The organism is Methyloversatilis sp., assembly GCF_965284615.1.
In the GTDB taxonomy this organism is placed as follows: domain Bacteria; phylum Pseudomonadota; class Gammaproteobacteria; order Burkholderiales; family Rhodocyclaceae; genus Methyloversatilis.
On the sequence record NZ_OZ260098.1, the window covers coordinates 440,234 to 466,586 of the forward strand.

At 67.3% G+C, this 26,353-nt stretch carries 29 protein-coding genes and 1 pseudogene; 6 read left to right on the forward strand and 24 right to left on the reverse strand.

Annotation, left to right across the window (positions count from 1 at the left end; genetic code table 11):
• The first annotated feature begins 58 nt into the window (after nt 1-58).
• Nucleotides 59-898, forward strand: a complete 840-nt coding sequence (locus tag ACQ66H_RS02115) for an alpha/beta hydrolase (protein WP_430432614.1) — start codon at nt 59-61, stop codon at nt 896-898.
• A gap of 44 nt (nt 899-942) precedes the next feature.
• On the opposite strand, the gene ACQ66H_RS02120 is transcribed toward ACQ66H_RS02115, so the two are convergent.
• Nucleotides 943-1,629: a hypothetical protein gene (locus ACQ66H_RS02120; protein ID WP_430432615.1), complete on the reverse strand. Its 687-nt coding sequence runs from the start codon at nt 1,627-1,629 to the stop codon at nt 943-945.
• A 208-nt stretch (nt 1,630-1,837) separates the two neighbouring features.
• Between ACQ66H_RS02120 and ACQ66H_RS02125 the strand changes: the two genes are divergently transcribed.
• The 3 genes from ACQ66H_RS02125 (at nt 1,838) to ACQ66H_RS02135 (ending at nt 5,151) form a co-directional block, all read left to right on the forward strand.
• Nucleotides 1,838-2,032 (forward strand): hypothetical protein, encoded by a 195-nt coding sequence (locus ACQ66H_RS02125; RefSeq protein ID WP_304000592.1) that lies wholly within the window; start codon nt 1,838-1,840, stop codon nt 2,030-2,032.
• A 200-nt stretch (nt 2,033-2,232) separates the two neighbouring features.
• Nucleotides 2,233-4,080: a serine/threonine protein kinase gene (locus ACQ66H_RS02130; RefSeq protein WP_430432616.1), complete on the forward strand. Its 1,848-nt coding sequence runs from the start codon at nt 2,233-2,235 to the stop codon at nt 4,078-4,080.
• A gap of 105 nt (nt 4,081-4,185) precedes the next feature.
• Entirely contained in the window at nt 4,186-5,151 is a 966-nt protein-coding gene (locus ACQ66H_RS02135; protein ID WP_430432617.1) for an AAA family ATPase, read from the forward strand.
• A 6-nt stretch (nt 5,152-5,157) separates the two neighbouring features.
• Here the strand turns inward: ACQ66H_RS02135 and ACQ66H_RS02140 are convergent, their stop codons facing one another.
• Complete coding sequence (locus tag ACQ66H_RS02140; RefSeq protein WP_430432618.1) at nt 5,158-6,297, reverse strand: class I SAM-dependent methyltransferase; 1,140 nt, start codon at nt 6,295-6,297, stop codon at nt 5,158-5,160.
• A 77-nt stretch (nt 6,298-6,374) separates the two neighbouring features.
• Here ACQ66H_RS02140 and ACQ66H_RS02145 point away from each other — a divergent pair, with 77 nt between their 5' ends.
• Both ACQ66H_RS02145 and ACQ66H_RS02150 read left to right on the forward strand, forming a co-directional pair.
• Entirely contained in the window at nt 6,375-7,115 is a 741-nt protein-coding gene (locus ACQ66H_RS02145) for a pteridine reductase (protein WP_430432619.1), read from the forward strand.
• A gap of 139 nt (nt 7,116-7,254) precedes the next feature.
• Complete coding sequence (locus tag ACQ66H_RS02150; protein WP_430432620.1) at nt 7,255-8,145, forward strand: adenylate/guanylate cyclase domain-containing protein; 891 nt, start codon at nt 7,255-7,257, stop codon at nt 8,143-8,145.
• Between the two features lie 74 nt (nt 8,146-8,219).
• Here ACQ66H_RS02150 and ACQ66H_RS02155 read toward each other — a convergent pair whose 3' ends face one another.
• From ACQ66H_RS02155 to ACQ66H_RS02260, 22 genes and pseudogenes are all read right to left on the reverse strand, one after another.
• Nucleotides 8,220-10,616, reverse strand: coding sequence for a serine/threonine-protein kinase (locus tag ACQ66H_RS02155; protein ID WP_430432621.1), 2,397 nt, complete (start codon nt 10,614-10,616; stop codon nt 8,220-8,222).
• A 30-nt stretch (nt 10,617-10,646) separates the two neighbouring features.
• Nucleotides 10,647-11,462 carry a hypothetical protein gene (locus ACQ66H_RS02160; RefSeq protein ID WP_020163172.1) on the reverse strand — a complete coding sequence of 272 codons (816 nt, stop codon included), beginning with the start codon at nt 11,460-11,462 and terminating at the stop codon, nt 10,647-10,649.
• A gap of 75 nt (nt 11,463-11,537) precedes the next feature.
• Nucleotides 11,538-12,227, reverse strand: coding sequence for a hypothetical protein (locus ACQ66H_RS02165; protein ID WP_430432622.1), 690 nt, complete (start codon nt 12,225-12,227; stop codon nt 11,538-11,540).
• A gap of 149 nt (nt 12,228-12,376) precedes the next feature.
• A complete protein-coding gene (locus ACQ66H_RS02170; RefSeq protein WP_430432623.1) occupies nt 12,377-12,700 on the reverse strand; it encodes a PsiF family protein in 324 nt (107 codons plus the stop codon).
• 107 nt (nt 12,701-12,807) lie between these two features.
• On the reverse strand, nt 12,808-13,743 hold the full coding sequence (gene hprK, locus ACQ66H_RS02175; protein WP_430432624.1) for an HPr(Ser) kinase/phosphatase: 936 nt from the start codon (nt 13,741-13,743) through the stop codon (nt 12,808-12,810).
• Nucleotides 13,712-14,200 (reverse strand): PTS IIA-like nitrogen regulatory protein PtsN, encoded by a 489-nt coding sequence (gene ptsN, locus ACQ66H_RS02180; protein ID WP_020163176.1) that lies wholly within the window; start codon nt 14,198-14,200, stop codon nt 13,712-13,714. The genes hprK and ptsN overlap by 32 nt, the downstream gene beginning before the upstream one ends.
• A gap of 122 nt (nt 14,201-14,322) precedes the next feature.
• Nucleotides 14,323-14,643 carry a ribosome hibernation-promoting factor, HPF/YfiA family gene (hpf, locus tag ACQ66H_RS02185; protein WP_019915577.1) on the reverse strand — a complete coding sequence of 107 codons (321 nt, stop codon included), beginning with the start codon at nt 14,641-14,643 and terminating at the stop codon, nt 14,323-14,325.
• A 63-nt stretch (nt 14,644-14,706) separates the two neighbouring features.
• Entirely contained in the window at nt 14,707-16,149 is a 1,443-nt protein-coding gene (locus ACQ66H_RS02190) for an RNA polymerase factor sigma-54 (RefSeq protein WP_430432625.1), read from the reverse strand.
• A gap of 20 nt (nt 16,150-16,169) precedes the next feature.
• On the reverse strand, nt 16,170-16,910 hold the full coding sequence (lptB, locus tag ACQ66H_RS02195; protein WP_430432626.1) for an LPS export ABC transporter ATP-binding protein: 741 nt from the start codon (nt 16,908-16,910) through the stop codon (nt 16,170-16,172).
• Entirely contained in the window at nt 16,903-17,346 is a 444-nt protein-coding gene (gene recX / locus ACQ66H_RS02200) for a recombination regulator RecX (RefSeq protein ID WP_341422481.1), read from the reverse strand. Before recX ends, lptB begins: the two co-directional genes overlap by 8 nt.
• Nucleotides 17,343-18,377 carry a recombinase RecA gene (gene recA, locus ACQ66H_RS02205; protein WP_019915573.1) on the reverse strand — a complete coding sequence of 345 codons (1,035 nt, stop codon included), beginning with the start codon at nt 18,375-18,377 and terminating at the stop codon, nt 17,343-17,345. Before recA ends, recX begins: the two co-directional genes overlap by 4 nt.
• Nucleotides 18,378-18,406: 29 nt before the next feature.
• Nucleotides 18,407-18,928: a CinA family protein gene (locus ACQ66H_RS02210; RefSeq protein ID WP_430432627.1), complete on the reverse strand. Its 522-nt coding sequence runs from the start codon at nt 18,926-18,928 to the stop codon at nt 18,407-18,409.
• A pseudogene (locus ACQ66H_RS02215) lies at nt 18,928-19,373 on the reverse strand (phosphatidylglycerophosphatase A family protein). The gene ACQ66H_RS02210 and the pseudogene ACQ66H_RS02215 overlap by 1 nt, the downstream one beginning before the upstream one ends.
• Nucleotides 19,374-19,430: 57 nt before the next feature.
• A complete protein-coding gene (gene thiL / locus ACQ66H_RS02220; protein ID WP_430432628.1) occupies nt 19,431-20,387 on the reverse strand; it encodes a thiamine-phosphate kinase in 957 nt (318 codons plus the stop codon).
• Nucleotides 20,388-20,459: 72 nt separating this feature from the next.
• Nucleotides 20,460-20,927, reverse strand: a complete 468-nt coding sequence (nusB, locus tag ACQ66H_RS02225) for a transcription antitermination factor NusB (protein WP_430432629.1) — start codon at nt 20,925-20,927, stop codon at nt 20,460-20,462.
• 2 nt (nt 20,928-20,929) lie between these two features.
• Entirely contained in the window at nt 20,930-21,403 is a 474-nt protein-coding gene (gene ribH / locus ACQ66H_RS02230) for a 6,7-dimethyl-8-ribityllumazine synthase (RefSeq protein WP_430432630.1), read from the reverse strand.
• 20 nt (nt 21,404-21,423) lie between these two features.
• Complete coding sequence (gene ribBA, locus ACQ66H_RS02235) at nt 21,424-22,512, reverse strand: bifunctional 3,4-dihydroxy-2-butanone-4-phosphate synthase/GTP cyclohydrolase II (RefSeq protein ID WP_425763627.1); 1,089 nt, start codon at nt 22,510-22,512, stop codon at nt 21,424-21,426.
• The gene (locus ACQ66H_RS02240) at nt 22,509-23,117 is read right to left on the reverse strand and encodes a riboflavin synthase (protein ID WP_430432631.1); all 609 of its coding nucleotides are present in this window, start codon (nt 23,115-23,117) and stop codon (nt 22,509-22,511) included. Before ACQ66H_RS02240 ends, ribBA begins: the two co-directional genes overlap by 4 nt.
• A 41-nt stretch (nt 23,118-23,158) precedes the next feature.
• A complete protein-coding gene (gene dsbD, locus ACQ66H_RS02245) occupies nt 23,159-25,033 on the reverse strand; it encodes a protein-disulfide reductase DsbD (protein ID WP_430432632.1) in 1,875 nt (624 codons plus the stop codon).
• The gene (cutA, locus tag ACQ66H_RS02250) at nt 25,030-25,362 is read right to left on the reverse strand and encodes a divalent-cation tolerance protein CutA (protein ID WP_430432633.1); all 333 of its coding nucleotides are present in this window, start codon (nt 25,360-25,362) and stop codon (nt 25,030-25,032) included. The genes dsbD and cutA overlap by 4 nt, the downstream gene beginning before the upstream one ends.
• Nucleotides 25,359-26,024, reverse strand: a complete 666-nt coding sequence (locus ACQ66H_RS02255; protein WP_430432634.1) for an alpha/beta hydrolase — start codon at nt 26,022-26,024, stop codon at nt 25,359-25,361. Before ACQ66H_RS02255 ends, cutA begins: the two co-directional genes overlap by 4 nt.
• Complete coding sequence (locus tag ACQ66H_RS02260; RefSeq protein ID WP_430432635.1) at nt 26,024-26,332, reverse strand: (2Fe-2S) ferredoxin domain-containing protein; 309 nt, start codon at nt 26,330-26,332, stop codon at nt 26,024-26,026. Before ACQ66H_RS02260 ends, ACQ66H_RS02255 begins: the two co-directional genes overlap by 1 nt.
• Between the last annotated feature and the right edge of the window lie 21 nt (nt 26,333-26,353).

Here is a 26,353-nt window from a genome sequence, read left to right on the forward strand (position 1 = left end):
TGCCGGCCCGATACATGCTTCAGGTTACAGTGTCGGGAACCTGCAGGAGCGAACAACAATGATGAAGCGTCACGGACCACTGGAAGTCATTACCCGCACGCCTCACGTCAGGTCGCGGCCGGTGCCGCTGCTGTTCGTGCATGGCGCCTACACGGCCGCCTGGTGCTGGGACGAACACTTCCTGCCCTGTTTTGCCGAAGCCGGCTACGAGGCGCACGCGCTGTCGCTGTCCGGCCACGGCGGCAGCCCCGGTCGCGAGTACCTCGACCTGATCAGTCTCGACGATTACGTGCGCGACGTGCTCGACGTGCTGGACCAGTTCGACACGCCGCCGGTGCTGATCGGACATTCGATGGGCGGCATGGTGGTACAGAAGTGTCTCGAGGTGAGACAGGTGCCCGCTGCCGTGCTGATGGCGTCGGTGCCGCCGCAGGGGCTGTGGGCGTCGGCGGTCGGCCTGGTCATGCGTAAGCCGGATCTGATGTCGGAACTGAACAGCCTGCTGGCCGGCGGCGCGACTTCGCTCGACGCACTGCGCGAGGCGCTGTTCGCACAGCCGGTGTCGATGGAGCGCCTGCAGCAGATGGCCAGCCGCGTGCAGCCTGAATCGGCGCGGGTGATCTGGGACATGACGCTGTTCAACCTGCCGCAGCCGGCGCGCATGCATCGCCCGCCGATGCTGGTGCTGGGCGCCGAGTGCGACCCCATCATTCCGCCGGCGCTGACCGAAATGACTTCGCGCGCGCTCGGTGTGCCGGCTCACGTATTCCCGGGCATGGGGCACGGCATGATGCTGGAGGCCGACTGGCGCAAGGTGGCGCAGCGCATGCTCGACTGGCTGCCCGGCGCCCTGGCGGCGGTTCAGCCCGAGGCCCAGGGCTGCAACGCCGGCGCCTGACCGGCTGACATCGGTCCGTCACGCGGCGGACCGAACGCCCGCGGTCACGAACCCCGGCGTGCCGGTGCGGCGTGCTGCTGCAGATAGGCCAGGATGTCGGGCAGGCGCAGCTGCGGCTCGCCCGGCATCGCCCGCGAGCCGACCACGCGGTTCATCCACGCCATATTCCTCTCCATCCGGCTGACCACGCGCTGCCACTCGCCGGCGGTGCGGCTCGACGGTTCCGGCAGCACGTGGCACTGGTTGCAGGCGTCGCGGAAGCTGCGACCGCGCGTATCGAGGTCGGGATAGCGTGCAGCATCGATCGGCTTCTGTGCATTACGTCGCAGGTAGCCGATCAGCATGTGTACTTCTTCCTCGTCCGGCGCCTTGACGCCGCCCATCATGTCCTTCATCAGCGCCCCACGGTTTCCGTGTCCGCGCATGCGCACCACCATGCGGTTGACGATCTTCGGCCACTTGTCCGGGTGATGCATGGCCGGATTCGGAACGTGGTGGCACTGAACACAGTAGCGCGCCAGCAACGCGGCGCCGCGCGAACCGGGTTCCGGCAGCGAGGCGGCGTCGAGCGAGGGCGGCAGGATGCGCGCGAGCCAGCCGGCCTGCGGCGATCCTTCCCAGCGCGCACGTGCGGCGTCGATCGCTGCCTGGTTCGCCAGCGGACCGTCGCCGGCTGTAACGGTGCCGTAAGCAAACAGTGCGATCAGTAGCGCGATGCCGTGATGAAACATGTGTGCGGGGAGGAGGTCAGACCTCTCCAGAGTAGTCCAGCAAGACGGCCGACAAAAGCTTGCCACGAGCTTTTCACGAGGCCGCGAACGCAGGTGCTGCAGCATGGGTTTGTGAAGTTTCGATGCGTGCGCGTATCGACCCTTCGGACGATTCAAGCCGGCAGTGCTGTCCGCCGTTAGCCATGGTGTCGGGTACGGGAAGAGAAAGATGGATCTGTTCGATTTCATGACCGGGAAGTCGCTGGGCCGCGCCCAGGACTACGGAGACGAAGTGCTCAACGCGGGCTGGCTGCCGCAGCTCGAAGCGGCCGCAGCCGGCCGTCGCGTGCAGGCGGTACGCCAGCGCAGCGCAGTGGCCGATCCCGACGCCTTCCTGCGCGACATCTACCGCAGCCAGGAGTAAGCGGGTCTGACCGGATGAGGCGCGAGACACATGCCGCAGGGCATGTGTCTTCGTTCGCGCCGATACACCGGTTCGCATTCCGATCCTGCATATTGCGCAGCCGGCGCGGGTAATATCGCGCTCATGGCCTGCACCCCTGTTCCAGTCTCCCGTCCGATGCCTGCCGCGCGCTGCGGCCTCCGCCCTGCGGAGCGGTCCGCATGAGCGATGCCGTGCGCAAGCTGGGGCGTTACGTGCTCGGCCGCGAAATCGGTCGCGGCGAGCGCGGCGCCGTATTCGAAGCCACCGAGGCCGGCAGCGGCCGATTGCTGGCAATCAAGACCTTCCGTACCGATCTCGCCGCCGATCCGGCGCACTACGTGCGCAAGTTGGGTGAAAGTCTGCTTGCGACATCCTCGTTGCAGCACCCGGGCATCGTCCGCATCATCGAACAGGGCGTGGCCGACGACGGGCAGCCTTGGGCGGCGGTCGAGCGGCTGGACGCGCGCTCGCTGCGTCAGTTGCTCGACGCGCTGCCGCGCATGGCCTTCGACTGGGTACGCAGCATAGGCAGCCAGGCGGCCGATGCACTGGCCCATGCGCACGCCGCCGGCATCGTGCATGGCGGGCTGAAGGCGTCGAACATCCTGGTCGATGGCGACGGACGCGTGTTCGTCACCGATTTCGCGCTGCCCTCGCCGTCGCCGGACGCCCTGCCGGCGATGCCGCAGTACCTGTCGCCGGAGCAGGTGCAGGGCCTGTCGCCGGATGCGCGCTCCGACGTGTTCTCGCTCGGCGCCATCCTGTTCGAAATGCTGGCCGGCCGGCCGCCCTTCGGCTCGCCACTGACCGGTTCCCTGTCTACCGTGCTGGAGAACATCGCCTACGCGCCGACGCCGACGCCCAGCGCGATCGATCCCGACGTGCCGCCGGATCTCGACCTGGTCGTGATGAAGGCGCTGGCGAAATCGCCGATCGAGCGCTATGCCGACGCGTCGGCGCTGGCCGAGGCGCTGCGCGGCGTTCAAGCCGCGCCGGTCGCACGCGACGCAGACCCGTTGCCTGACGTGCTGCCCGAGGTGCCGCCGGTCGCTACCGGGCCGGCGCCCATCCTGCGGCGCGGGCAGTCGGGCAGACCGAAGGCGCCGGTCGAGGACGTGCTGGCCGAACTGGCGGCCGACATCGACGCCTTTGCCGCGCGTGGCGCGCCGCAACCGTCGATCGGGCAGGCGGCAGCATCGGCGCAGCGACCGCTGCGCGAACAGGCGCCGCCGGCCGTCGCCTTCCCGACGCTGCACGAAATGCCGGCGCCGCTGCAAGCGCCACCGACACCGGCGCCGGCCGTGCAACGCGCAGCGCTGTCGCCCGCCGATCCGCCGGCCGCCGCAGCGTCGTCGCTGCTGGCCGATCTTGCCGGCGAGGCGCAGCGCATCCGTGCGCACACGGCGCAGATGCAGCGTGGCGAGCGTGCGGTCCGCACCGAAGCGGAACAGGCGCTGTCCAACCGCCTGCTGCTGGTGCGCGACTACTTCACCCAGTTGAGCGCCCAGCTCAACGTGATCAAGCCGCAGGTGGCGCGCGATTACCCGCTGCTCGGGCTCGGCGTGCTGCGCGGTCTGGCCTGGCAGGCGTCCGATGTGAACACCCGCAATCGTGGCGCCGAAGCGCCCGACCAGCTGGTGCGCGTATCCCTGTCCTGGCTGCTGCGCGGGCAGGCGGTGCTGCGCTGCGAGCGCGATCCGCTGGCGGCTGATGCGCTGCGTCTGGCGCTGCGCGAGCACGGCCTGCGCTTCGAGGAACAGCCGGCGCGCGACGAGCTGAACCGGCTGCGTGCGCAGATTTTCGACGTCGCGCCCGAGGTGCGCGGCCGGGTCGAACTGAATGCCGACTACCGGACGCTCACGCTGCGCCTGACGCTGCAGAACGTCGAGCGCTTCGGTTTGGTCGATTATGTGCCGCCGGCCGAAGACCGCGGCAGCGAATGGCTGGACGAACTGGTGCGACTGCTGCTCGGCCAGCCCAGCCGTTTCCCGACGCTGGCCAAGCTCATCGTGCCGTCACCGATGTGACGTGGCGCGGATGATGCTTCGTTTCAGTGGGGTGTGTGCCGGCCGTTCAGTTTCCGGTCGGACGAGACGTTGAATCATGTGACGGACAGCAGGAGGCGAGCCATCATGGACGGGGCGGACATTCGGATTCCCCTGGCGGAATGCCGCGAAATCTACGACGTGGGCGATGTGGACCGGGCGATGGAGTCCGGCAGCGGCGCGCGCAACGAGGCGCTGACCGCGTTCTACGGAAAGATGAAGACGCTGGGCGGCGTGCGCTACGTGGTCAAGCCGTCCTCCTTCGACGGCCTCGATCCGCTGTATGCCCGCTGCCCGAACTTCACGCCGGTGCTGGACGACCTGAAGCGCTATCTGGCGCTGGCGGTGGCCGGCAACGAACCGATGAACTTCACGCCCATCCTGCTGCTCGGCGAGCCGGGCATCGGCAAGACCCATTTCGCGCGCCAGCTGGCCAATGTGCTCGGCACCGGCTTCGAGTTCGTGTCGATGTCCTCGCTCACCGCCGGCTGGATACTGAGCGGCGCCTCGTCGCAGTGGTCGCACGCCAAGCCGGGCAAGGTGGCGCAGGCGCTGGTGTGCGGCGACTACGCCAACCCGCTGGTGGTGCTGGACGAGGTTGACAAGGCCGGCGGCGACGCGCGCTACGACCCGATGGGCGCGCTTTACGGCCTGCTCGAACAGGACACCGCGCGCCAGTTCAAGGACGAATTCGTCGAGGTCAACATCGACGCCAGCCACATCATGTGGGTGTCTACCGCCAACGACGAGCGTTCGATTCCCGAACCCATCCTGAGCCGGATGAACGTGTACACCGTGCCGCGGCCGGATCACGATCAGGCCTGCATCATCGCGCGCACGCTGTACGAGGAACTGGTTGCCGCGCACGACTGGGGCTTCGCGCCGGAGGCGCCGGAAGACGTGATCGACCGCCTGGCTGGCGTACCGCCGCGCGACATGCGCAAGGTGTTGCTGGCCGCGTTCGGCAACGCCAAGCTGGCGCACCGCGACCACCTGCTGCCGGCCGACCTGGACGCGGGACGCGCGACGCGGCAGAAGAAGATCGGTTTCTGAAAAGCGCTACAGCGTGTGGCTGCGGTCGCCGCGCATGAAGCCGGTCAGCGGCGCCTCGATGTCGCGCGTCAGGCAGATCACCTTGAACAGCTCGCCCATTTCGGCCGGCGAGGTGAGCTGATTCAATGCGGCATTCTGCTTCGCCCGGCTCAGCGCGTCGGCGTCGCGGTCCAGCCGTTCGAGCACGCCGCAATTCAGCAGGAAGTTCGCCTGGCTGGTGTAGCCGGCCAGCGACATGCCGGCGTCGAAGGCGGCCTGGGCGATGGCGGTGAAGTTGACGTGTGCGGTGATGTCGTTCAGGCCGGGCATCCACAGCGCATCGGTGTGGGCGTGATGGCGGTAGTGGCACATCAGCGTGCCGCTGCGCCGGTCCGGATGGTAGTACTCGGCCTGCGGGAAGCCGTAGTCGATCAGTAGCAGCGCGCCGCGGCCGATGCGGCGCGCCCACTCGGCCACCCAGGCGCGGGCGGCGACGTTGATTTCGCTGTCGTAGCCGTCGGTGAATCCGAGCGCGCGTGCTTCGTCGGCCAGCGCGGCGGGCGCCGGGCGCCAGTCCAGCGCCGGCTGCCCGGACGGGTCGAGCGCCAGCCCCGCCTGTTCGATGCGGCCGGCCGTGTTGCGCAGGCGCTCGACCGGCATCGCGTCGAGCACCTCGTTGCCGATCACGACGCCGTCAAACGCGTCCGGCAGACTGTCCAGCCAGCTCACGCGTGTGCTCAGGTGCGGCAGCTCGGCGGCGATCAGCGCCTGCTGGCGGGCGCGCAGAGCGGCCGACAGTTCGAGGATGCGATAGCTCTGCGGTACGGCGCCCAGGCGGTCGAGTTCGGCCAGCAGATCGGCGGCGAGGCGACCGCTGCCGGCCCCCGCCTCGATCAGGTGGGGCGCACTCAGCGCCATCAGCTCCGCCAGCTGGCGGGCGAGACTGCGGCCGAACAGCGGCGTCAGCTCCGGCGCGGTAACGAAATCGCCGTCGCGGCCGAACTTTTGCAGCGCGCCGCTGTAATAGCCGAGCCCCGGCGCGTAAAGCGCGCACTCCATGTAACGGCTGAACGGCATCCAGCCGGTGCGGGCGATCTCGTCGCGGATCTGTCCGAGCAGGCGCTGGCTGTGCTCGACGGCGTCTGAATCGGGCTGGGGCAGTGACATGGCACGGGTGTCCGGTCGCGGGGTCCGCGATAATGCGACATCGCGTCGCGACAGACAAACAGGTGGACAGGGAAGCAATGGAAAACGGCAAGGTTGCACTGATCACCGGCGCGGCGCGGCGCCTTGGCGCGCAGATGGCGCGCACGCTGCACGACGCCGGCTGGCGGGTGGCCATCCACTACCGGCAGTCGGCGGAAGAGGCGCTGCTGTTGCTCGACGAGTTCAATGCGCGCCGCGCGAAAAGTGCCTGCTGCCTGTCGGTCGATCTGCTCGATACCGCCCGTCTGCCCGAACTGGTTGACAAGACGCTGGCGAAGTTCGGGCGGCTGGACGCACTGATCAACAACGCATCGTCCTTCTATCCGACGCCGATCGGCACCATCACGCAGCGCGACTGGGACGACCTGACCGGCAGCAATTTCCGCGCGCCGCTCTTCCTGTCGCAGGCGGCAGCGCCGGCGCTGCGCGACAGCGGCGGCTGCATCGTCAATATTGCCGACATCCACGCCGAACGACCGCTGCCGGGCTACGCGCTGTACAGCGCCTCGAAGGGCGCACTGGCGACACTGACCCGTGCACTGGCCATCGATCTGGCGCCGCGGGTGCGCGTCAACGGCGTGGCGCCGGGCCCCATCCAGTGGCCCGAGAACGACCTGTTCGATCCGGAAGAACGTGCGCGCATCGTGCGGCATACCCTGTTGCAGCGCGAAGGCGACCCACAGGACATCGCACGTACGGTACGCTTCCTGATCGAGGATGCGCCCTACATCACCGGCCAGATCATCGCCGTCGATGGCGGGCGCAGCGTGCACCTGTGACGCATCCGTCAGACCTTCGTCGGATTGCCGGCGCGTCGCCGCACGTATATCGTCGGTAATTGTAAAATGACGTAAATGCCTGACGTTGAAGCACTGACCTCGGGCCCTGACGTTGAAGCCCTATGCCACCCGGCCTGCCATGAGTTCCCAACCTACATCTGTGTGCGTGCTGTTCGCCGACGTCTCCGGCAGTACCCGGCTCTACGAGAAGCTGGGCGACGCCGAAGCGCTGCGCGCCGTGGAACGCTGCCTCAACCGCATGCGGCGCGTGGTCAACGGGCATGGCGGCAAGGTGATCAAGACCATCGGCGACGAGGTCATGACCACCTTCCCCAATGCCGACGCCGGCATCCAGGCCGCCTGTGAGATGCAGCACCGGGTGACCGATCTGCCGCCGGTGTCGGGCGTCAAGCTGGCGATCCGCGTCGGCTTCCACTTCGGGCCGGCGATCGAGGAGAACGACGACGTGTTCGGCGACACCGTCAACACGGCCGCACGCATGGCCGGTCTGGCCAAGGCCGGGCAGATCATCACCACCGCCGAAACGCTGGCTGCGGTGACGCTGTCGATGGGGCCGGAAGTGCGCGAGATCGATGCGCTGACGGTGAAGGGCAAGGCCGAGGACGTGCGCGTCTGCGAAGTGCTGTGGCAGGAGGGCGCCGACCTGACGATGAAGGCGTCGAGCATCGTCGCTACCTATAACGTGGCGCGACTGCTGGTGCGCTATCGCGATACCGAACTGACGGTGGACAACGCGCACGGCCCGCTCACCCTGGGCCGCGACATGAGCAACGAGGTCGTGATCAAGGACCAGCGCGCCTCGCGCAATCACGCGCGCATCGAGCGCCGGCGCGACAAGTTCGTGCTGGTCAACCAGAGCACCAACGGCACCTTCCTGCGCATCGAGGGCGAGAACGAGGTGGTGCTCAAGCGCGAGGAAATCATCCTGCGCGGCCAGGGCACGATAGGTTTCGGCCACAGCGCGCTGGAGCAGGGCATCGACCTGATGAGCTTCGAAGTGCTGGAGTGAGCGGCCGGTCAGTCGAACGGCGCCTGAAGGGCGGTTCCGCGGTCGCCGCCGGCAGGCACGGCGGCCCGCGGCGGTCAGATGCTGATGCGCTTGCGCAGTTCGGGGCTGTGCACCACCGCTTCACGCCGCGACGGCGCGGCTTCCATCAGTCCGGCCGGCGGCAGGGTCTGCAGCTTCGTCACCATGTCCGGCGCGGCGCAGGCCGGGTCGAAACTGAGCGTCACGGCGTCGGGCGTGCTCGACGCGACGCTCAGGCAGTTGCGACCCAGCTTGCGCGACAGCGGCATCAGGATGCCGGCCTGCACGTTCTGGCCGGCGTCGGCGAGCCCACCCGACATGTTGACCACGAATTCGGCGCGTTCGCTGCCCAGCGACTTCACTTCGGTGGCCAATACCGCGCGCAGCGACGCGATTTCGCGCAGCAGCGAGCCGGCGACTTCTTCGCCCGGCAGGCCGGTAAGTTGCAGCGCCACCTTGCGGGCGGTGAAATGGAAATGGCTGAGGAAGAACTCGCGGCTGAACTGTTCGCCGACGCGCTTGCCGATGTCGGCCAGCGCCTTCTCTTCGGACGTCCAGCTGGTGCCTTCCGGCACCTCGGTGTTCAGATAGACCTCTTCGCCGGACTTGCGGTCGGTGCAGCGCACCGTCCATGAGGTCAGCACGACTTTGTCGATGACCAGACCGGATGCCGCCAGCCGGACGCTCAGCCGCTTGAAGCGCACTTCTCCGTCGATCGCGAAGTCGGCGTTCTGGCCGGCACCGGCCTCGTCGTTCCAGGTGCGGAAGCCGAAGCCCTGGATGTGCTGCTTCAATGTGTTCTCGGCCAGTTGCGAACGCAGGGGAGGAACGGTCGGATCGCCGTCCGGCCACAACGACGACACGGCGACTGCGATCTTCGGGTCGCCGTTGTTGCGGATGAATTCGACCCTTTCGTCCTGCGACATCTGGTTCAGCGACTTCTGCACCTGGCGCACGCGCACTGCCGCACGCACTTCGCCGGACATCAGACCGTCCTTGCCCAACTGCGCCGGACCTTCTTCCAGCACCGCCTGTATGAAGTCGCCGCTGCGGTCGAGCAGGCGCGCCTGCAGCACGTCGTAGTGTGCGTTCACCGACTTCGGGTTGACGAACAGCGCAACCGCCTTTTCAAGTATCTGGCGGCGCGCGTCGTCGCGCATGGCCTGGGTCAGCGCATTGCGGTCATTGGCCAGCCTGGGGTCGCCGGGATCGGCCAGCCCGATGGCGCTGATGATGGCGACCCCTGGATCCAGCGTTGCCGCCTTTGCTGGCGGCGGCGGCAGCGCAACGGCGACGGGGGCCGCGTCCGGTTCGGCGGCGAGCGGGGCGGGCGCGGATGAGGTCGGCTCGGCGCCGCCACCGAGGTACATCCAGGCGCCGCCGGCGATCAGCAGCGCGGCCAGGCCGGCGGCGACGAGTATCGGATTGCGCCGTGGCGCTACTGGCGGCACGGCCGGGGAAGGCGTTTCGGCCGCAGTACGCGCCTTTGCGGGCTGCGGTGGCGGCGCGGGTTCGACCGCTGGTGGTGCCGGCATGCGCGCGGTTTGCAATGTCGCGTCGGGCGTCGCCGACAGCACGGTGGCGTCGCCGTCGTCCAGGTTCACGACGGTGGCGTCGTCGTCGGCAATCGGCGCCGACAGCGCCGCGTCGAGGGCGCGGCGGAATTCGGCTGCGCTCTGGAAGCGGTCCTCCGGCCGTTTGGCCATCGCCCGCTTGACCACCGCGTCGATGCGCGGCGACACATGGACGTTCAGCACCGACGGCCAGGGCGGATCTTCCTTCAGCACCTTGTGCATGATGGTGGTGAGCGCGCCGGTAAAGGGCTTCTCGCCGGTCAGCAACTGGTACAGCACGACGCCGGCGGAGAACAGGTCGCTGCGCCCGTCCACCGTCTGTCCCATGAACTGTTCGGGCGACATGTAGGACGGCGTGCCCATCACGGTGCCGGCCTGGGTCAGGTTCGACGATTCGATGCGGGCAACGCCGAAATCGGCCACCTTCACCGTACCGTCGGCGAGCAGGATGATGTTGGCCGGCTTGATATCGCGGTGGGTGACGCCGTTGCGGTGGGCGTGCTCCAGCGCGTCGAGCAGCTGGTCCATGACGTGGCCGACGGTGGACAGCGGAATGCGCTCGTCGGAGTCGAAGGCATCCTTCAGCTCGCGTCCCTGCACGAATTCCATCGCGATGAAGGCGGTACCGTCCGCCTCTTCCCCGTACTCGTAGATGGCCACCACGTTCGGGTGGTTGAGCCGGCCGGCCGCCTGCGCCTCGCGCTTGAAGCGGGCGATCACCTCGTCCGCCTCGCTGCGTTCCAGCTGTTCGCGCTTGAGCGTCTTGATGGCGACCCGGCGATGGATCACCGGGTCACGCCCCTCATAGACGATACCCATCGCGCCCTGGCCCAGTTCGCGCAGGATGTCGTACTTGCCCAGTCTGGCAGGAATGCTCACGAGGCGTGCTCCGGCGGCGTTGGCGGGGAATTACTTGTACTTGGCGTCGATTTCCCAGACCGACTTCTGCACCAGACGCTGCACCATGCCGTCGAGCGTGATGCCGCCTTCCTGGCTGCTGGACACGCCGAGGATGGACGAGCCCTTGGCGCCCACTTCCATCTTCTCTTCGGTATAGCCCTGCGCCAGCTGTTCGGTGGTGTTGGCGTCCATGATCTTGTAGCGCATGCCGATGATCCAGACGCCGGCGGCCGCACCCGTCTCGACCGAGCCGACCGCCTCGCCGGCGGCGTAGCTGCCGCGGCTGCCGCCGAGGATGCCGATGATGTTGCCGAGAGTACGGCCGCTGACGCCTTCCTTCGCGGCGGCGACCTGCTCCGCCTTCAGGATGTCGAACTTGACCACGTACTTGGTCGTCTTGAACTTGCCCTTCTGCAGCATCTTGCGCGCGGAGCCGGGGTCGCCCATCGAGTAGGCGAGCTGGAACTCGTTCAGCAGCGGACCCATGTCCGAACGTTCGAGCACCTTGAAGTTGGCCTGCGACAGTTCCAGTTCGCCGAAATCAGCGATGTTGTTCGACGCGAACTTCTGCGTGAACGTGGCGTTGTTGCTCTTGATCTCGCCCGGCACGACGACCACCGTGGGGCCCGGCTTGTTCTTGTTGCTGTACTCGACAGCCTTGTACATCGCCTTGTCGGCGCTTTCGTTGGCCTTCTGCGACACGCTGTCGCCGGCGGTCGGCGAAGCGCTTTCGAACGTGGGCTGGGCGTACGCCAGCGGCAGCAGGCTGCCGACGGCGGCGGCGAATGCCGCGGATTTCAGTGCGCGATGCAAGGTGAAGTTCATGGAGGTCCCTTTCTCTGAAGATTGCTGGGACGCCTGCGCCCCGTTATGTGTCCGCGCGGTCGGGCCGCGCGGTGCCTATTTGCTTTTCTTCTTGCCGCTTGCGGGCGGATTGGCCGCGCAGTAGCCGCCGAGCAGCGTGCTGACGACGGCGTCGGCCTGTTCTTCGATCAGTGTGCCGGCCATGCCGAGCGTGTCGCTGCCGGAATACGATTCGGCTTTCGCGCTGGCTTCGGAAATCAGCTTTCCGCCCGGGGTCATCAGTGCGTACGCAATCGAAACATAGACCTCGGGGATGCGCAGCACAGGATTGATCGCCGAACGGGAGTCGATCGTGCCGCGCATCACCAGCTGCGCGCCCATCTTTTTCGATGCGGCCAGCGCCGCGTCCGGGTCGTTGCGGAAGTAGGCGTTGACCTCGGCCTGCGCGATCTGCGCGCGGATTTCCTGCTGGGAATAGGTGCGGATGCCGTGCTTGAGCAAGCGCTTGTTGATCGAGTTGAAATGGGGACTGAAACGGGCCTGCTCGGCAGTGACCCCTTCGCCGGTCCGCTCGCCCATCACGATCATGATTTTCCGGCGCCGCAGTTCGTCGAGGCAGGCCGGCGGCAGCGACAACACGTGCGCGGCAGCGGCGGCACGGGCTTGCTCGTCCGCGGCGGCGTCTTTCTTCGCGTCTTCGGAGAAGCTGAAGGCAAGGGCGCAGGGGGCCGCGATGGCGAGGGCGGTGGCAAGCAGTGCGGGGCGCAGGAATCGGTCGCGCAACATCGGGCAACTCCGACGTTCGAAGACGATCGACTATACCAAAAGGTTTTTGCCTGTCCGGCAGGCCCGGCGCGCCTTTCGGGGACGTCTTGTTGCATAGCGCACGAAAGCGGGTGCGACCCGCCGCCAAGGGCGGGCCGATGCTGCCGGGTTCAGGTCTTCGAGCACTCGCTGATGAAGGCCTTGCGCTCGTCACCCTTCAGCGATTTGGCGCTGGCTTCGGCCCGACACTGCTTCTTGCGCGCTGCAGCATCGTCGGACACCTCCGCAGTCCGCGTCGTCTCGCTCTTTCCGGACGACAGGCAGCTGCTCATGAAGGTCTTTCGCTCGTCGCCCTTCAGCGATTTTTCCTTCGCGTCCTTGTTGCAGGCACGCATCCTGTCCTGCTGCGTGCCGGCGACGGCGGCATGCGGGAAGGTGGCGAGCAGGGTGATGCTGACGAGTGTGCAGCTGAGCGTACGGCGGGTATTCGGCATGACTGAGCTCCTGGCTGTGCAGCATGAAATGACAATACCGACGGCGGCCCGGGCGGGCTGCCGTCGTGCATGTTATGCATATGTCATCGTCATGTACAGTCGCCGGGTCAGCCGTCCTCCCCGCCCAGGGCGCGACGCTGGCGTTCGACGAATTCGAGCGTCGAATCGATGCCGCGGAAACTCAGTATCGTGGTGCGTACGGCGGCCTCGACCAGCACCGCCAGATTGCGGCCGGCGGCGACCGGAATGACCACCTTGCGTATCTTCACGCCGAGGATGTCCATCACTTCGTTGTCCAGCGGCATGCGCGTGGCTTCGGGCAGGCCGGTCACCTGCTTCTGCAGATGCACGACCAGTTGCAGCTTCATCTTGCGCCGACAGGCGGTTTCGCCGAATACGGTGCGGATGTTCAGGACGCCCAGCCCGCGCACTTCGAGGAAGTCCTTCAGCAGTTCCGGGCAGCGCCCTTCGAGCACATTGGGCGCGATGCGCGAAATGTTGACGCAATCGTCGGCGACCAGGCCGTGACCGCGCGAAATCAGTTCCAGCGCCAGTTCGCTCTTGCCGACGCCGGAGTCACCGGTGATCAGTACACCCATGCCCAGCACGTCCATCGACACGCCGTGCAGCGTGGTCTGGTCCGCCAGTTCGCGCGCGAGATAGGCGCGCAGCTGGTCGATGACCGAGGCGGCGCTGCGTTGCGTGGTCATCAGCGGAATGCCGCGGCTGGCACAGCCGCTGCGGATGGCGGGCGGCGGATCGGCACCGTCGGCGACGATGAAGGCGGGCGGGCGGGCGTCGAGCAGGGTATCGACGATGTCCTCGACCTTGCGTGTCGATACGCTTTCCGCCCACAGGATTTCCGGCACGCCGACGACCTGTATGCGTCGGGTGTGGATGGTGTTCAGGTGACCGACCAGATCGGCCGGTGACAGACCAATCTGGTCGGCGACGATCAGCGTTTCACCGCTGCCGCACTGCCATTGCAGGCGCAGCCGGTCGCGATTGTCCTCAAACAGCCGCGCGACGCTGAGTTTCCGCATGCGCGGGCTGCCAGGCTGTGAACAGGGTATGGATGGCGGGTACGTCGGCGGCCTGCATCAGCTGTTCGCGGAAGGCCTTGTCGGCAAACATCTGTGCCAGCTCCGACAGGATCTGCAGATGCAGTTCGGTCGCCTGCTCCGGGACCAGGAGCACGAACAGAAGATTGACCGGGCGGCCGTCCGGCGCGTCGAAAGCGACTGGGTTTTCCAGTCGCACAAAGCCGCCGATGGCTTCCTTCAGGCCCTTGATGCGGCCATGCGGAATGGCCACACCCTGGCCGAGGCCGGTCGAACCGAGCTTTTCGCGCGCGAACAGGCTGTCGAAGACCTGGCTGCGGGCGATGCCCTGGTTGTTTTCGAAAAGCAGGCCGGCTTGTTCGAACACACGCTTCTTGCTGCTGGCGTCGAGGCCGAGGCAGATGTTCGAAACGGGCAACAGCTTTGCGATGAGCGTCATGTCAGGGGCTACTCCGAACACGCGGCGGGCGCGGTACCGAGGTTAACGGTCGCCGCGCCGGAAAAGTTGATTGCACTGCAACAAGGCCGCGGATTATACGCCCCTGGCAGCGGGCAATCGTTTCATTCTGCCGCCTGGTGCTTCAGTGCCTCACGGGTGTGTTCGCCAGACTTCTCCTTGTGCTTCAGCACCTGGCGATCGAGCTTGTCGATCAGGTTGTCGAGCGTCGCGTACATGTCCTCGCTTTCGGCTTCCACGAAGATGTCCTTGCCGCGGACGTGCAGCGTGACTTCCGCCTTCTGTCGCAGCTTCTCCACCGACAGGATGACGGAAACGCTGGTCACGTGGTCGAAATGGCGAATCACGCGGTCGAGCTTCGTTTCGACGTATTCGCGGATGGCCGGGGTGACTTCGAGGTGATGGCCGGTGATGGTGAGGTTCATGCTGCCTCCTTTCGTTACGGGACGAAAAATGCGTGGCGATCGGGTCGGTCGATGTGATCGGTCTCAGATCGCCTTGCGCACGCTGACCGGCGGGATGTTCAGGGACTCGCGGTACTTGGCGATGGTGCGCCGCGCAACGACGATGCCCTGCTGGCCCAGTATTTCCGCGATGCGCGAGTCCGACAACGGACGCTTGGCATCCTCGGCGCCCACCAACTGGCGGATGAGCGCGCGGATCGCGGTGGCCGAACAGGCCCCGCCACTTTCGGTCGCCACATGGCTTCCGAAGAAATACTTCAGTTCGAACAGTCCGCGCGTCGTTGCCATGTACTTCTGCGAGGTGACACGCGAAATGGTGGATTCGTGCAATTCGAGCGTTTCGGCGATCTCGCGCAGCGTCAGCGGCCGCATCGCCACCTCGCCGAACTCGAAGAACTGGCGCTGCCGTTCGACGATGGCCTGCGATACGCGCAGGATGGTGTCGAAGCGCTGCTGCACGTTCTTGATCAGCCACTTGGCTTCCTGCAGCTGACCGGACAGGCCGCTGCCGCGCTGGCCCTGCAGGATTTCCGCGTACAGGCGGTTGATGCGCAGGCGCGGCATCGCGTCCGGGTTGAGCAGGGCCGTCCATTGGCCGCGCACCTTGCGCACCACGACGTCGGGCACGATGTAGCGGGCGTCGATCGGTGCGAACTGCGCACCCGGGCGCGGGTTGAGCGAGCGGATCAGGGTCTGGGCGGCACGCAGAAGCTCTTCGTCGCAGCCGACGGCGCGGCGGATCTTGGCGAAATCACGCGCGGCCAGCAGGTCGATGTGCTGGTCGATGATGACGCGCGCGAGCGTTGACACCTCGTCGGTCGGCAGCGCATTGAGCTGCAGCAGCAGGCATTCGCGCGGATCGCGGGCGCCGACGCCGACCGGGTCGAAGTTCTGCAGCTGGCGCAGCGCGATCGACAGGTCGTCGAGGTCGATGTCGGCCTCTTCCGGCAGCAGCTCGACCAGTTCGGTCAGTTCCTGGTTCAGGTAGCCGTCGTCGTCCAGTGCCTCGATCAGCAGGCGGATCAGGTAGCGGTCGCGCTCGCTCATCTGCGACAGCGCGAGCTGGCCGCAAAGGTGGTCGCGTAGCGAGGTGCCAGCGGCCTGCACGTCCTGGTAGTCGCCGTCCTCGTCGTCGCCGCCGCTGCGTGAGCCGTAGCTGCCGCTTTCGCCGGACCAGTCGTCCATGTCGGCGCTGCTGGCACTTTCCTGGGCGCGCTGCTCTTCCTGCTGGGCGTCCGCGCTCTCCTGCGGCGTGCTGTCGCGCGTCTCGCCCATGCTGTCCTGCGGCGGCTGGTAGTTCGCGACCGGCTCGCTGTCGTCGCGCTCGAGCATCGGGTTCTCATCCAGGAAGCGTTCGATCTCCTGGTTGAACTCGATGGTCGACAGCTGCAGCAGCCGGATGGACTGCTGCAGCTGCGGCGTGAGCGCAAGATGCTGGGAAAGTTTGAGTTGCAGCGACTGCTTCATGGTGTGCAAATTTCGGCGGTCTAGAGGCGGAAGTGTTCGCCGAGATAGACCTTCCTGACGCTCTCGTTATACACGATTTCTTCAGGCCGGCCGCTCGCCAGTACCTCACCGGCGTTGATGATGTAGGCGCGATCGCAGATGCCCAGCGTCTCGCGCACGTTGTGGTCGGTGATCAGTACGCCGATGCCCCGCTCCTTCAGGAAACGGATGGTTTTCTGGATGTCGATGACGGCGATCGGGTCCACGCCGGCGAACGGTTCGTCGAGCAGGATGAAGCGTGGCGAGGTGGCCAGCGCGCGGGCGATCTCGACGCGGCGACGCTCGCCGCCCGACAGCGCCGCGGCCGGACTCTTGCGCAGGTGGCCGATGCCCAGTTCCTCCAGCAGTTCGTCCAGCCGGGCGGCGCGCCGGGCCGCGTTCTTCTCGTTCAGCTCGAGGATGGCGAGGATGTTCTCCTCGACGTCCAGCTTGCGGAACACCGAATTCTCCTGCGGCAGGTAGGACAGCCCTGCGCGCGCGCGCTGGTGGATGGGCAGGTGGGTAAGCCGCTCGCCATCGAGATGGATTTCGCCGCCGTCGGCGCTGACCAGGCCGACGATCATGTAGAAACAGGTGGTCTTGCCCGCGCCGTTCGGGCCCAGCAGTCCGATCACCTCGCCGCTGCCGACCTCGAAGGACACGTCCTTCACCACCGGGCGCGACTTGTACTTTTTGCGCAGCCGCTCGACCTTGAGCCGGCTGGCGGTCCGGTTTTCACTCATCTTGTTCGGGTTGTTCGCGCAATACCTTGTGAATGCTATCGGCGGAAAAGCCGCGGGATTGCAAAAATCTTGCCTGTTTCGCCCAGCTTTTGGCATCCGACGGCCGGGCGTCGAACTTGCGTGCCCACACCGCGCGGGCGCGGGCGGTTTCGTCGTCGCCGACGGTGGCCAGCGCATCCGCCACATCGGCATCGGCCACGCCGCGCTGCTTCAGGTCGTACTGCAGCCGGCGGGTGCCGAAGCGCGCTGCGCGGGACGATACGAACTGTCCGGCGAAGCGGCTATCGGACAGCAGTCCGCATTCCTCGAAACGGACAAGCAGTGCGGCAATCTCGTCTTCGTCGCCGTCCTCGCGCAGCTTGCGCGCCAGTTCCGCCCGGCTGTGGTCGCGCCGCGCGAGCAGGCGCAAAGCCTTCTCGCGCAGCGCGGCGTTCACGCGGCGTCCGCCTTGCTGTCCGGCGCGATCACAGCCAGTTCGGGCATGCCGCAGGCGACGCGCACCTTGTTCTCGATTTCGCGGGCCATCGCCGGATTGGCGCGCAGGAATTCGCGCACATTGTCCTTGCCCTGGCCGATGCGGTCGCCGCTGTAGGAATACCAGGCGCCGGACTTCTCGACGAACTTGTGCAGCACGCCCAGTTCGATGATTTCGCCTTCGCGCGAAATGCCCTCGCCGTAAAGGATGTCGAATTCGGCCTGCTTGAACGGCGGCGCCACCTTGTTCTTGACCACCTTGACACGGGTTTCCGAGCCGACCACTTCTTCACCCTTCTTGATCGCGCCGGTGCGGCGGATGTCCAGGCGGACCGAGGCGTAGAACTTCAATGCATTGCCGCCGGTGGTGGTTTCCGGGTTGCCGAACATGACGCCGATCTTCATCCGGATCTGGTTGATGAAGATGACCAGCGTGTTGGTGCGCTTGATGTTGGCGGTCAGCTTGCGCAGCGCCTGGCTCATCAGGCGGGCCTGCAGGCCGGGCAGCGAATCGCCCATCTCGCCCTCGATTTCCGCCTTCGGCGTCAGCGCGGCGACCGAGTCGATGACGATGATGTCCACACCGCCCGAGCGCACCAGCATGTCGGCGATTTCCAGTGCCTGTTCGCCGGTGTCCGGCTGCGAAATGAGCAGGTCGTCGATGCGCACGCCCAGCTTGCCGGCGTACTGCACGTCGAGCGCGTGTTCGGCGTCGATGAAGGCCGCGGTGCCGCCGAGCTTCTGCATTTCGGCGATCACCTGCAGCGTCAGCGTGGTCTTGCCGGACGATTCCGGACCGTAGATCTCGACCACGCGGCCGCGTGGCAGGCCGCCGATGCCGAGCGCGATGTCCAGCCCGAGCGAACCGGTTGACACCGCCTGGATGTCGTTTTCGAGCTGGCCGTCGCTCATGCGCATGATCGAGCCCTTGCCGAACTGCTTCTCGATCTGCGCGAGCGCTGCGGCGAGCGCCTTGGCCTTGCTGTCGTCCATGCTGAATCCTTTCCTGGGTATGCGGTCGATTATGGCACAGTTCTTGCCACGGGGTCTTTTGGCGTGCCTCCCAGCAAAGCCAGGAGCACGGCCAGTGTATGACATGCGGATTGCCGGCGGACCGCTTCGCGGTCGCCGTCGAAATGCCGGGTTTCGCTGCGGCTGCGGCCGTCGGCCAGGGCCCAGCCGAAGCAGACGGTGCCCACCGGCTTGCCCGGTACTGCGCCGCCCGGTCCAGCGATGCCGGTGATTGACAGCGCGGCGGTGGCGTCCGAATGCGCCAGCGCACCGCGCGCCATCGCCATCGCCACGGCTTCGCTGACCGCGCCGTGCGCCTTCAGGGTGGCTTCGGGCACGCCCAGCATGCGCTGTTTGGCCGCGTTCGAGTAGGTGACGAAACCGCAGTCGAACCAGGCCGAACTGCCGGCGGTCGCGGTGACGATCTCCGCCACCCAGCCGCCGGTGCAGGATTCGGCGGTGGCCAGCACGGCACCGGCCGCCTTCAATGCGGCGCCCACTTCGACTGACAGCGTCTGCAGATCGGCGTCCATCAGAAGAAACGCACGACCAGCAGGTGCAGCGCCGCGATCGAGGCCGCGGCGAACAGCGCCGCGATCACGTCGTCGAGCATGACGCCGAAGCCGTTCTTCATGTTCACGTCACCCAGCGCGCCGGGGGCGGCTTGAAGATGTCGAAGAAGCGGAAGGCGAAGAAGGCGGCCAGCTGCCACCAGAAATCGACCGGCGTCACCCACAGCACCAGCCAGAAGGCGACGATTTCGTCCCACACGATGGCGCCGTGGTCGGCCACGCCGAGCGCGCGACCGGTGCGCTGGCAGCAGGCGCTGCCGAGCGCGAAGGCGATCAGCAGGAACAGCGCGAAGGCGCCGTCGGAGAACGAGGGCTTGATCAGCAGATAGAGCGGCCAGGCCGCCAGCGTGCCCCAGGTGCCGGAGGCGAACGGGATCAGGCCGCTGCCGAAGCCGCAGGCCAGCATGTGAGCCGGGTGGACGAGGAAGCCGGGGCCGGGGTAGGGCGCTCTGGTTTTCATGATTCAGGCGAAATGGTCATAACCGCGTCGGCCGACCGGCAGTTCTGCGCCGGCGGCATCGACCAGGCGCACGCCGTCGCCGGACTGCATGGCGCCGATGCGGGTGAGGGGCAGCGCCAGCCGGGCCGACAGCGCGGCGAGCGCGTCGTCGGCTTCGCGTGGCGCGCAGAACAGCAGTTCGTAATCGTCGCCGCCGGCCAGAAGTGCGTCGCGGACTGCTGTAGCGTCGGCGCAGGCGGCGTGCAGTGCCGCCCAGGGGAGTGCCGCGTCATCGACCACGGCGCCCAGACCGCTGGCGCTGGCGATATGGCCCAGATCGGCCAGCAGACCGTCGGATACGTCGATCATCGCGGTCGCCAGCCCCTGCAATGCAGCGCCGAGGACGACGCGCGGCTGCGGCTGTTCCAGCGCAGTGATGCAGTCGTCGTGCGCGCTGCCGTGCAGCCGGACCTTGCCCTGCAGGTCGGCCAGGCCGAGCGCGGCGCGGCCGGGCTGGCCGGACACCCAGATGCCGTCGCCGACGCGTGCGCCGCTGCGGCGTATCGCGCGGCCGGCCGCGAGCTCGCCGAAGGCGGTCACGCACAGGTTGAGCGGGCCGCGCGTCGTGTCACCGCCGATCAGATCCACGCCGAAGGTATCGGCACAGTCGAAGAAGCCGGCGGCAAAGGCGGCCAGCCAGTCGTGATCGATCTGCGGCAGCGACAGCGCCAGCGTGACCCAGCGCGGCACGGCGCCCATCGCGGCGACGTCGGACAGATTCACCGCCAGCGCTTTCCAGCCGAGGCGCCGCGGGTCGGTGTCCGGCAGGAAGTGGGTGCCGGCGACCAGCATGTCGCTGGTGATGGCCAGTTCGTGGCCGGGCGACGGTGCGACCAGCGCACAGTCGTCGCCCGGGCCGAGCGCGGCCGCGCGCATCGGCCGCACGAAGTGGCGGCGGATCAGGTCGAACTCGGGCGTCATCCGGCGTCGGTACTCATGCAGCAAGTGCCATGCACGCCGTGCGCATATATATATGCAGCGTGCAGACGGCGCTCAGCCGCGCGGACGGTTGCGTGCCGCCTCGACCTCGACCGCGCGCAGCTGTGGCGCCAGCTTGTCGAGCACGCCGTTGACGAACTTGTGGCCGTCGGCGCCGCCGAATTCCTTGGTCAACTCGATCGCCTCGTTGATCACGACGCGATAGGGCGTCTCGATCATGTTGGACAGTTCGAAGGTGGCTACCAGCAGGATGGCATGCTCGACCGGCGACAGTTCCTCCACCTTGCGGTCGAGGTGGGCGCCGAACTGCGCGCGCAGCGCCTCGGCGTTGTCCAGCGCGCCTTTCAGCAGCGTGCGGAACAGCTTGTGGTCCACCTTGGAAAAGCCGGCGTCCTCGCTCAGGTGGGCGATGATGTCCGGCGCCTCGTTGCCCGAAAGCAGTGACTGGTAGATGCCCTGCACCGCGTATTCACGGGCGAGGCGGCGGCTGGATTTGCGCGGGGCTTCGGGCTTGGCGTCCATGGTCAATCCGTCAGTCTGGCGAGCAGGCGCGCCATTTCGACTGCAGCGCGACCGCAGTCGGCGCCCTTCTCGTGCATGCGGGCGATCGCCTGGTCGTCGTCCTCGGTCGTCAGCACGCCATTGGCAATCGGCACGCCGGTCTTCAGCTGGATGTCGGCCACGCCGCGCGCCATTTCATTCGACACGATCTCGAAGTGGTAGGTCTCGCCGCGGATGACCGCGCCAAGCGCGACCAGTGCGTCGTATTTGCCGGACAGCGCCAGACGCTGCAGCGTCAGCGGCAGTTCGAGTGCGCCGGGCACGGTCACGATCAGCGTGTCGGCCGGTGCGACGCCCAGCTTGCGCAGCTCGGCGCAGCAGGCCGACAGCAGGCCGTTGCCGATGTCGGGATTGAAGCGGGCCATCGCGATGGCGACGCGCAGGCCTTTGCCGTCGAGGCTTTCCTCGATTTCGGGGATGTCGTTGAAGCGGGGCATGAATGTGTCGTCCGATGTGTTCAGTGCTGCAGGTAGCCGGTCAGTTCGAGGTCGAAGCCGGCCATGCTGGGAATCTTGCGCGGGCTGGCGAGCAGCCGCATCTTGCGCACGTTCAGCGAGCGCAGGATCTGCGCGCCGACACCGAAGGTACGGGCGTCCCAGCGCGCGGCCGGTGCGTCGGCGGGGTCGATCAGCAGCGCGCGCATGCCGGCGTCGGTTTCGTTCCGGCGCAGCATGACGATGACGCCGCTGCCGGCGTCGTTGATGATCTGCATCGCGCGGTCGATGCTGAAACTGTGGCGCGGATTGTCGGCGTCGAGGAAGTCGAGCACCGAAATCGGCTCATGCACGCGCACCAGCGTTTCGGTGTCCGGGTCGATTTCGCCCTTCACCATCGCCAGATGGATTTCGCCGGTGGTGGTGTCCTCGAAACCATGCAGCGTGAACTGGCCGTAGGCGTTGCGCACCTCGCGTTTCGACACCTCGCGCACCAGCGCTTCGGTGGCGGCGCGGTAGGCGATCAGGTCACGGATGGCGCCGATCTTCAGGCCGTGTTCCTTGGCGAACTCGATCAGGTCCGGCAGCCGCGCCATCGTGCCGTCGTCCTTCAGTATTTCGCAGATCACCGCCGCTGGCTCCAGGCCGGCCAGCTGTGCGAGGTCGCAACCGGCTTCGGTATGACCGGCGCGGATCAGCACGCCGCCCTTCTGCGCCGTCAGCGGGAAGATGTGGCCAGGCATCACGATGTCGTCCGGCTTCGCGTTGCGCGCCACCGCCACCTGGATGGTGCGCGCGCGGTCGTGCGCCGAAATGCCGGTGGTCACGCCGGTGGCCGCTTCGATCGACGCGGTGAACGCGGTGCCGTGCGGCGTGCGGTTGTGACGCACCATCTGCTCCAGCCCGAGCTGGCGGCAGCGCTCGTCGGTCAGCGTCAGGCAGACCAGGCCACGGCAGTGCTTCACCATGAAATTGATCGCTTCGGGCGTCACGAATTCGGCGGCCAGCACCACGTCGCCCTCGTTTTCGCGATCTTCCTCGTCAACAAGGATGACCATGCGGCCGGCCTTGATGTCGGCGATGATGTCTTTGACCGGCGCCAGTGCGCTCATTGCTTATCCTCTGCTGCCATCATGCGCTCCGCGTAGCGGGCGATGAGGTCGATTTCAAGATTGACCCGGCTGCCTGCTTTCAGGCTGCCGAGCGTGGTGACCTGTACCGTGTGCGGAATCAGGTTGATCGAAAATTCGCAACCATCGTTGACGTCGGCCACGCGATTCACGGTGAGGCTGACGCCCTGTACCGTGATCGAGCCCTTGCGCGCGATGTAGCGGGCCAGCGGCTTGGGCGCGACGATGACCAGCTCGTGCGATTCGCCGACGCGTTCGAAGCTGCGCACCGTGCCGACGCCGTTGACGTGGCCGCTGACCAGATGGCCACCCAGCCGGTCGGACAGGCGCAGCGCCTTTTCCAGGTTCACCTCGCCGGGTACATCGAGGCCGGCGGTGCAGTTCAGCGTTTCCTTCGATACGTCGAACTGCGCGTTGCGGCCGTCGATGCCGATCACCGTCAGGCAGACGCCGTTGTGGGCGATCGAGTCGCCGAGCGCGACGTCGTCCAGACCGAGACCGGCGGTGTCCACGGTCAGACGGACGCCCTGTTCGAGTGGATCAATGCGGGTGATGCGGCCGACGGCGGCCACGATGCCGGAAAACATGGGGAAGGGTGCGCAACGGAAAGATGCGCGATTTTACGCGATCAGCGCGCGCTGCTGGCAGCGATTACGCGATCGAGACCGGCGGCGAAGGCGTCGGCCGGTACGAAACCGACCGTACGCGCGCTGTCGATCTCGCGCCCGTCGGGGCCGAAGAAGAGGATGCCCGGCGGTCCGAACAGGCCGAAACGTTTCAGCAGCGCCTGATGTTCGGCGTCGTTCGCCGTGACGTCCGCCTTCAGCAGCGTGAAGCTGGCCAGTCGGGCGGCCACCTTGGGGTCGGCGAAGGTGAAGCGCTCCATTTCCTTGCAGCTCACGCACCAGTCGGCGTAGAAATCGAGCATGACCGGGCGCGTCGCCGCGGCCAGCCGGGCTTCCAGTTCGGCCACGCTGCGCACCGGTTCGAACACCGGTTTCGCCTCGGCCGCCGCCGCACCGCCGCGCAGCACCGACAGCGGCTGCAGCGGGTCGCGCGAGCCGGCCGCGGCGCCGATCAGGATGCTGGCGCCAGCCAGCAGCGCGATCACGCCAACGCCCTTCCACAGCTTGTGCCAGCCTTTCGCATGCGCCGGCAGCGGGTCGAGCGCGTGGAGGTAGATGCTGCTGGCGATCAGCAGCACCGCCCAGGCCAGCATCGCCAACAGGGCCGGCAGCACCGGTTGCGCGATCCAGATCGCGGTCGCCAGCAGCAGCACGCCGAAGAAGCGCTTGACGCCCTCCATCCACGGACCGGTGTGCGGCAGCAGCGAGCGCGACGCCACGCCGACCGCGATCAGCGGGGCGCCCATGCCCAGCGCCAGTGCGAACAGCGCCAGCCCGCCGAGCGCGGCGTCGCCGGTCTGTGCGATGTAGAGCAGCGCGCCTGCCAGCGGCGCGGCGACGCAGGGGCCGACGATGAGCGCCGACAGCGCGCCCATCGCGACGATGCCGCCGTAGGAGCCGCGCCGGTGGTTGGCCGTGTCGGACAGGCGCGACTGCAGCGCGGTCGGCAGCTGCAGTTCGTAGAAACCGAACATCGACAGTGCGAGCACGACGAACACCAGCGCGAAACCGCCCAGCACCCAGGCGTTCTGCAGCGCCGCGGACAGCAGCGTGCCGGACAGCCCCGCCGCCACACCGGCGATGGCGTAGGTCACCGCCATGCCCAGCACGTAGGCGAGCGACAGCGCAAGCGCGCGGCCGCGCGAGATGTCGGCGCCTTGGCCGACGATGATGCCGGACAGGATGGGCACCATGGGCAGCACGCACGGCGTGAAGCTCAGTGCCAGGCCGAAGCCGAAGAAGGTGATGGCGACCAGCCACAGATTGCCGCCGCGCAGCAGGCCGGCGGCGAAGGAGCCGTCGTCCGGCTGCGAAGCGCCGGTCGCCGTCGTGTCTGTCGTCGCCGGAGTGTCGGTTGCTGGCGACGAGGTGGCTGCAGCGGCGCGGCCGCGCAGCCGGTCGAGCAGTCCGCCGCCTGCGCTGTCGCCGTCGAGGCTGGCCGGCCACACGCGTACGCCGGGCTGTGCCGGGTCGAGCAGCACCGTCTGCTCGCTCGGCGGGTAGCACACGCCGGCGTCGGCGCAGCCTTGCGACGCCACCTTCAGTGTCACCGTCTCGCCGCTCGCGCTCAGCGGCAGGCGGATCGGCAACTGGCCGCGATGCACTTCGACATCGCCGAAGATTTCGTCCTTCTTCATCTTGCCCGGCGGGATGTCCGGCGTGCCGAGTGCCGCCTGCTCCGCGGCGAAGCCCAGCTTGTCGCGGTACAGGTAGTAGCCGTCGGCGATGTCGAAGCGCACCTCGACCGTATTGCGGTCCACCACCTGGGCCGACAGGCGGAAAGCCTGTTCCAGCGGCAGCAGTTCGGGTTCGGCGCGCAGCGGTGCGGCGGCCAGCAGCGCCAGCCAGGCCAGCGCGGCAACGAGGGTGCGGATCATTGGCTTTCCGTATGCGTCGTCATGTTGCCCACCCACTGCAGATAGGCCGGCAGACCGCGGTCCACCGGCAAGGCAATGATTTCGGGCAGTTCGTAGGGGTGCAGCGCGCGCAAGGCGGATTCGAGCGCGTCGTAGGCGGCGACGGTGGTCTTGATCGCCAGCGGCACCTCGTCCGCCTCCTCGATCGCGCCCTGCCACGTGTAGATGGACCGGACCGGCGCACCAATGCTGACGCAGGCGGCGTGTCCGGCCTCGACCAGCGATCGCGCGATGCCTTGCGCGGTCGCCGCGTCCGGCAGCGTGGTGAGCACCAGCAGCACGTCGGTCATTGTCCGGCCGGCGCGGTGGCCCGCCACCAGCGTTCTATCAGTACGCGCAGCACGTGCAGCTTGCCGTGGAAGAAGTGGCCGCTGTCGCCGAGCACCGCGACCGGCAGGTTCTGCGGCGCCGCCCAGGCCAGCACATTGGCCAGCGGCACGACCTGGTCGCGCTCGCCGTGGATCACCAGCGCATCGTCGCGCACCGGACCCGGCTCGTAGTGACGGATGCCCTCGACGCTGCCAGCGGCCAGGCCGACCAATACCATGCCGGCCACCGGGCGGCCGTTCTCGGCCAGCCGGTCGGCGACGCGGGTGGCGACGAAGGCGCCGAAGGAAAAACCGGCGACGATGACCGGCAGGTCGCCGTACGCATTCAGGCCGTGCTCGATCACCGCCAGCTGGTCGTCGGTCTCGCCGCGGCCTTCGTCGTGCGTGCCTTCGGTGGCGCCGACGCCGCGGAACTGCGAACGCAGCGTGACGCAGCCCAGTTCGCGCAGTGCGCGCGCTACGGTTACCACCACCTTGTTTTCCATGGTGCCGCCGAACAGCGGGTGCGGGTGGCCGATCAGCGCCAGCGCGCGCGGTGCGTGGTCCGGCAACTCGGCCAGCACCTCGATGCCGCCGACCGGGCCGGCGATGACCGTGCGTTCCGACTGGATGCGCGTATTCATCAGACCTTCAGCCGTTCGACGACGCGGCCGTGCATCAGGTGCTCGTCGATGATCTCGTCGATGTCCTCGCGGTCCACATAGGTGTACCAGACCGCTTCCGGGTAGATCACCATGACCGGGCCTTCGCCGCAGCGGTCCAGACAGCCGGCCATGTTGACCCGGGTCTTGCCTTCGCCGGACAGGCCCAGCGCCTTGACGCGCTGTTTCGCGTAGTCGCGCAGCGCGGCGGCGCCCAGCGCAGCGCAGCACTGTTCGCCCTCGGCGCGCTGGTTGCAGCAGAAGAATACGTGGTGCTTGAAGTGGCTCATGCGAGGTTCGGATGCGGACAA

Coding starts and splice junctions, on each gene's coding strand:
- ACQ66H_RS02115 (WP_430432614.1), top strand. CDS start 59: ATGATGAAGCGTCACGGACCACTGGAAGTCATTACCCGCACGCCTCAC.
- ACQ66H_RS02120 (WP_430432615.1), bottom strand. CDS start 1,629: ATGTTTCATCACGGCATCGCGCTACTGATCGCACTGTTTGCTTACGGC.
- ACQ66H_RS02125 (WP_304000592.1), top strand. CDS start 1,838: ATGGATCTGTTCGATTTCATGACCGGGAAGTCGCTGGGCCGCGCCCAG.
- ACQ66H_RS02130 (WP_430432616.1), top strand. CDS start 2,233: ATGAGCGATGCCGTGCGCAAGCTGGGGCGTTACGTGCTCGGCCGCGAA.
- ACQ66H_RS02135 (WP_430432617.1), top strand. CDS start 4,186: ATGGACGGGGCGGACATTCGGATTCCCCTGGCGGAATGCCGCGAAATC.
- ACQ66H_RS02140 (WP_430432618.1), bottom strand. CDS start 6,297: ATGTCACTGCCCCAGCCCGATTCAGACGCCGTCGAGCACAGCCAGCGC.
- ACQ66H_RS02145 (WP_430432619.1), top strand. CDS start 6,375: ATGGAAAACGGCAAGGTTGCACTGATCACCGGCGCGGCGCGGCGCCTT.
- ACQ66H_RS02150 (WP_430432620.1), top strand. CDS start 7,255: ATGAGTTCCCAACCTACATCTGTGTGCGTGCTGTTCGCCGACGTCTCC.
- ACQ66H_RS02160 (WP_020163172.1), bottom strand. CDS start 11,462: ATGAACTTCACCTTGCATCGCGCACTGAAATCCGCGGCATTCGCCGCC.
- ACQ66H_RS02165 (WP_430432622.1), bottom strand. CDS start 12,227: ATGTTGCGCGACCGATTCCTGCGCCCCGCACTGCTTGCCACCGCCCTC.
- ACQ66H_RS02170 (WP_430432623.1), bottom strand. CDS start 12,700: ATGCCGAATACCCGCCGTACGCTCAGCTGCACACTCGTCAGCATCACC.
- hprK (WP_430432624.1), bottom strand. CDS start 13,743: ATGCGGAAACTCAGCGTCGCGCGGCTGTTTGAGGACAATCGCGACCGG.
- ptsN (WP_020163176.1), bottom strand. CDS start 14,200: ATGACGCTCATCGCAAAGCTGTTGCCCGTTTCGAACATCTGCCTCGGC.
- hpf (WP_019915577.1), bottom strand. CDS start 14,643: ATGAACCTCACCATCACCGGCCATCACCTCGAAGTCACCCCGGCCATC.
- ACQ66H_RS02190 (WP_430432625.1), bottom strand. CDS start 16,149: ATGAAGCAGTCGCTGCAACTCAAACTTTCCCAGCATCTTGCGCTCACG.
- lptB (WP_430432626.1), bottom strand. CDS start 16,910: ATGAGTGAAAACCGGACCGCCAGCCGGCTCAAGGTCGAGCGGCTGCGC.
- recA (WP_019915573.1), bottom strand. CDS start 18,377: ATGGACGACAGCAAGGCCAAGGCGCTCGCCGCAGCGCTCGCGCAGATC.
- ACQ66H_RS02210 (WP_430432627.1), bottom strand. CDS start 18,928: ATGGACGCCGATCTGCAGACGCTGTCAGTCGAAGTGGGCGCCGCATTG.
- thiL (WP_430432628.1), bottom strand. CDS start 20,387: ATGACGCCCGAGTTCGACCTGATCCGCCGCCACTTCGTGCGGCCGATG.
- nusB (WP_430432629.1), bottom strand. CDS start 20,927: ATGGACGCCAAGCCCGAAGCCCCGCGCAAATCCAGCCGCCGCCTCGCC.
- ribH (WP_430432630.1), bottom strand. CDS start 21,403: ATGCCCCGCTTCAACGACATCCCCGAAATCGAGGAAAGCCTCGACGGC.
- ribBA (WP_425763627.1), bottom strand. CDS start 22,512: ATGAGCGCACTGGCGCCGGTCAAAGACATCATCGCCGACATCAAGGCC.
- ACQ66H_RS02240 (WP_430432631.1), bottom strand. CDS start 23,117: ATGTTTTCCGGCATCGTGGCCGCCGTCGGCCGCATCACCCGCATTGAT.
- dsbD (WP_430432632.1), bottom strand. CDS start 25,033: ATGATCCGCACCCTCGTTGCCGCGCTGGCCTGGCTGGCGCTGCTGGCC.
- cutA (WP_430432633.1), bottom strand. CDS start 25,362: ATGACCGACGTGCTGCTGGTGCTCACCACGCTGCCGGACGCGGCGACC.
- ACQ66H_RS02255 (WP_430432634.1), bottom strand. CDS start 26,024: ATGAATACGCGCATCCAGTCGGAACGCACGGTCATCGCCGGCCCGGTC.
- ACQ66H_RS02260 (WP_430432635.1), bottom strand. CDS start 26,332: ATGAGCCACTTCAAGCACCACGTATTCTTCTGCTGCAACCAGCGCGCC.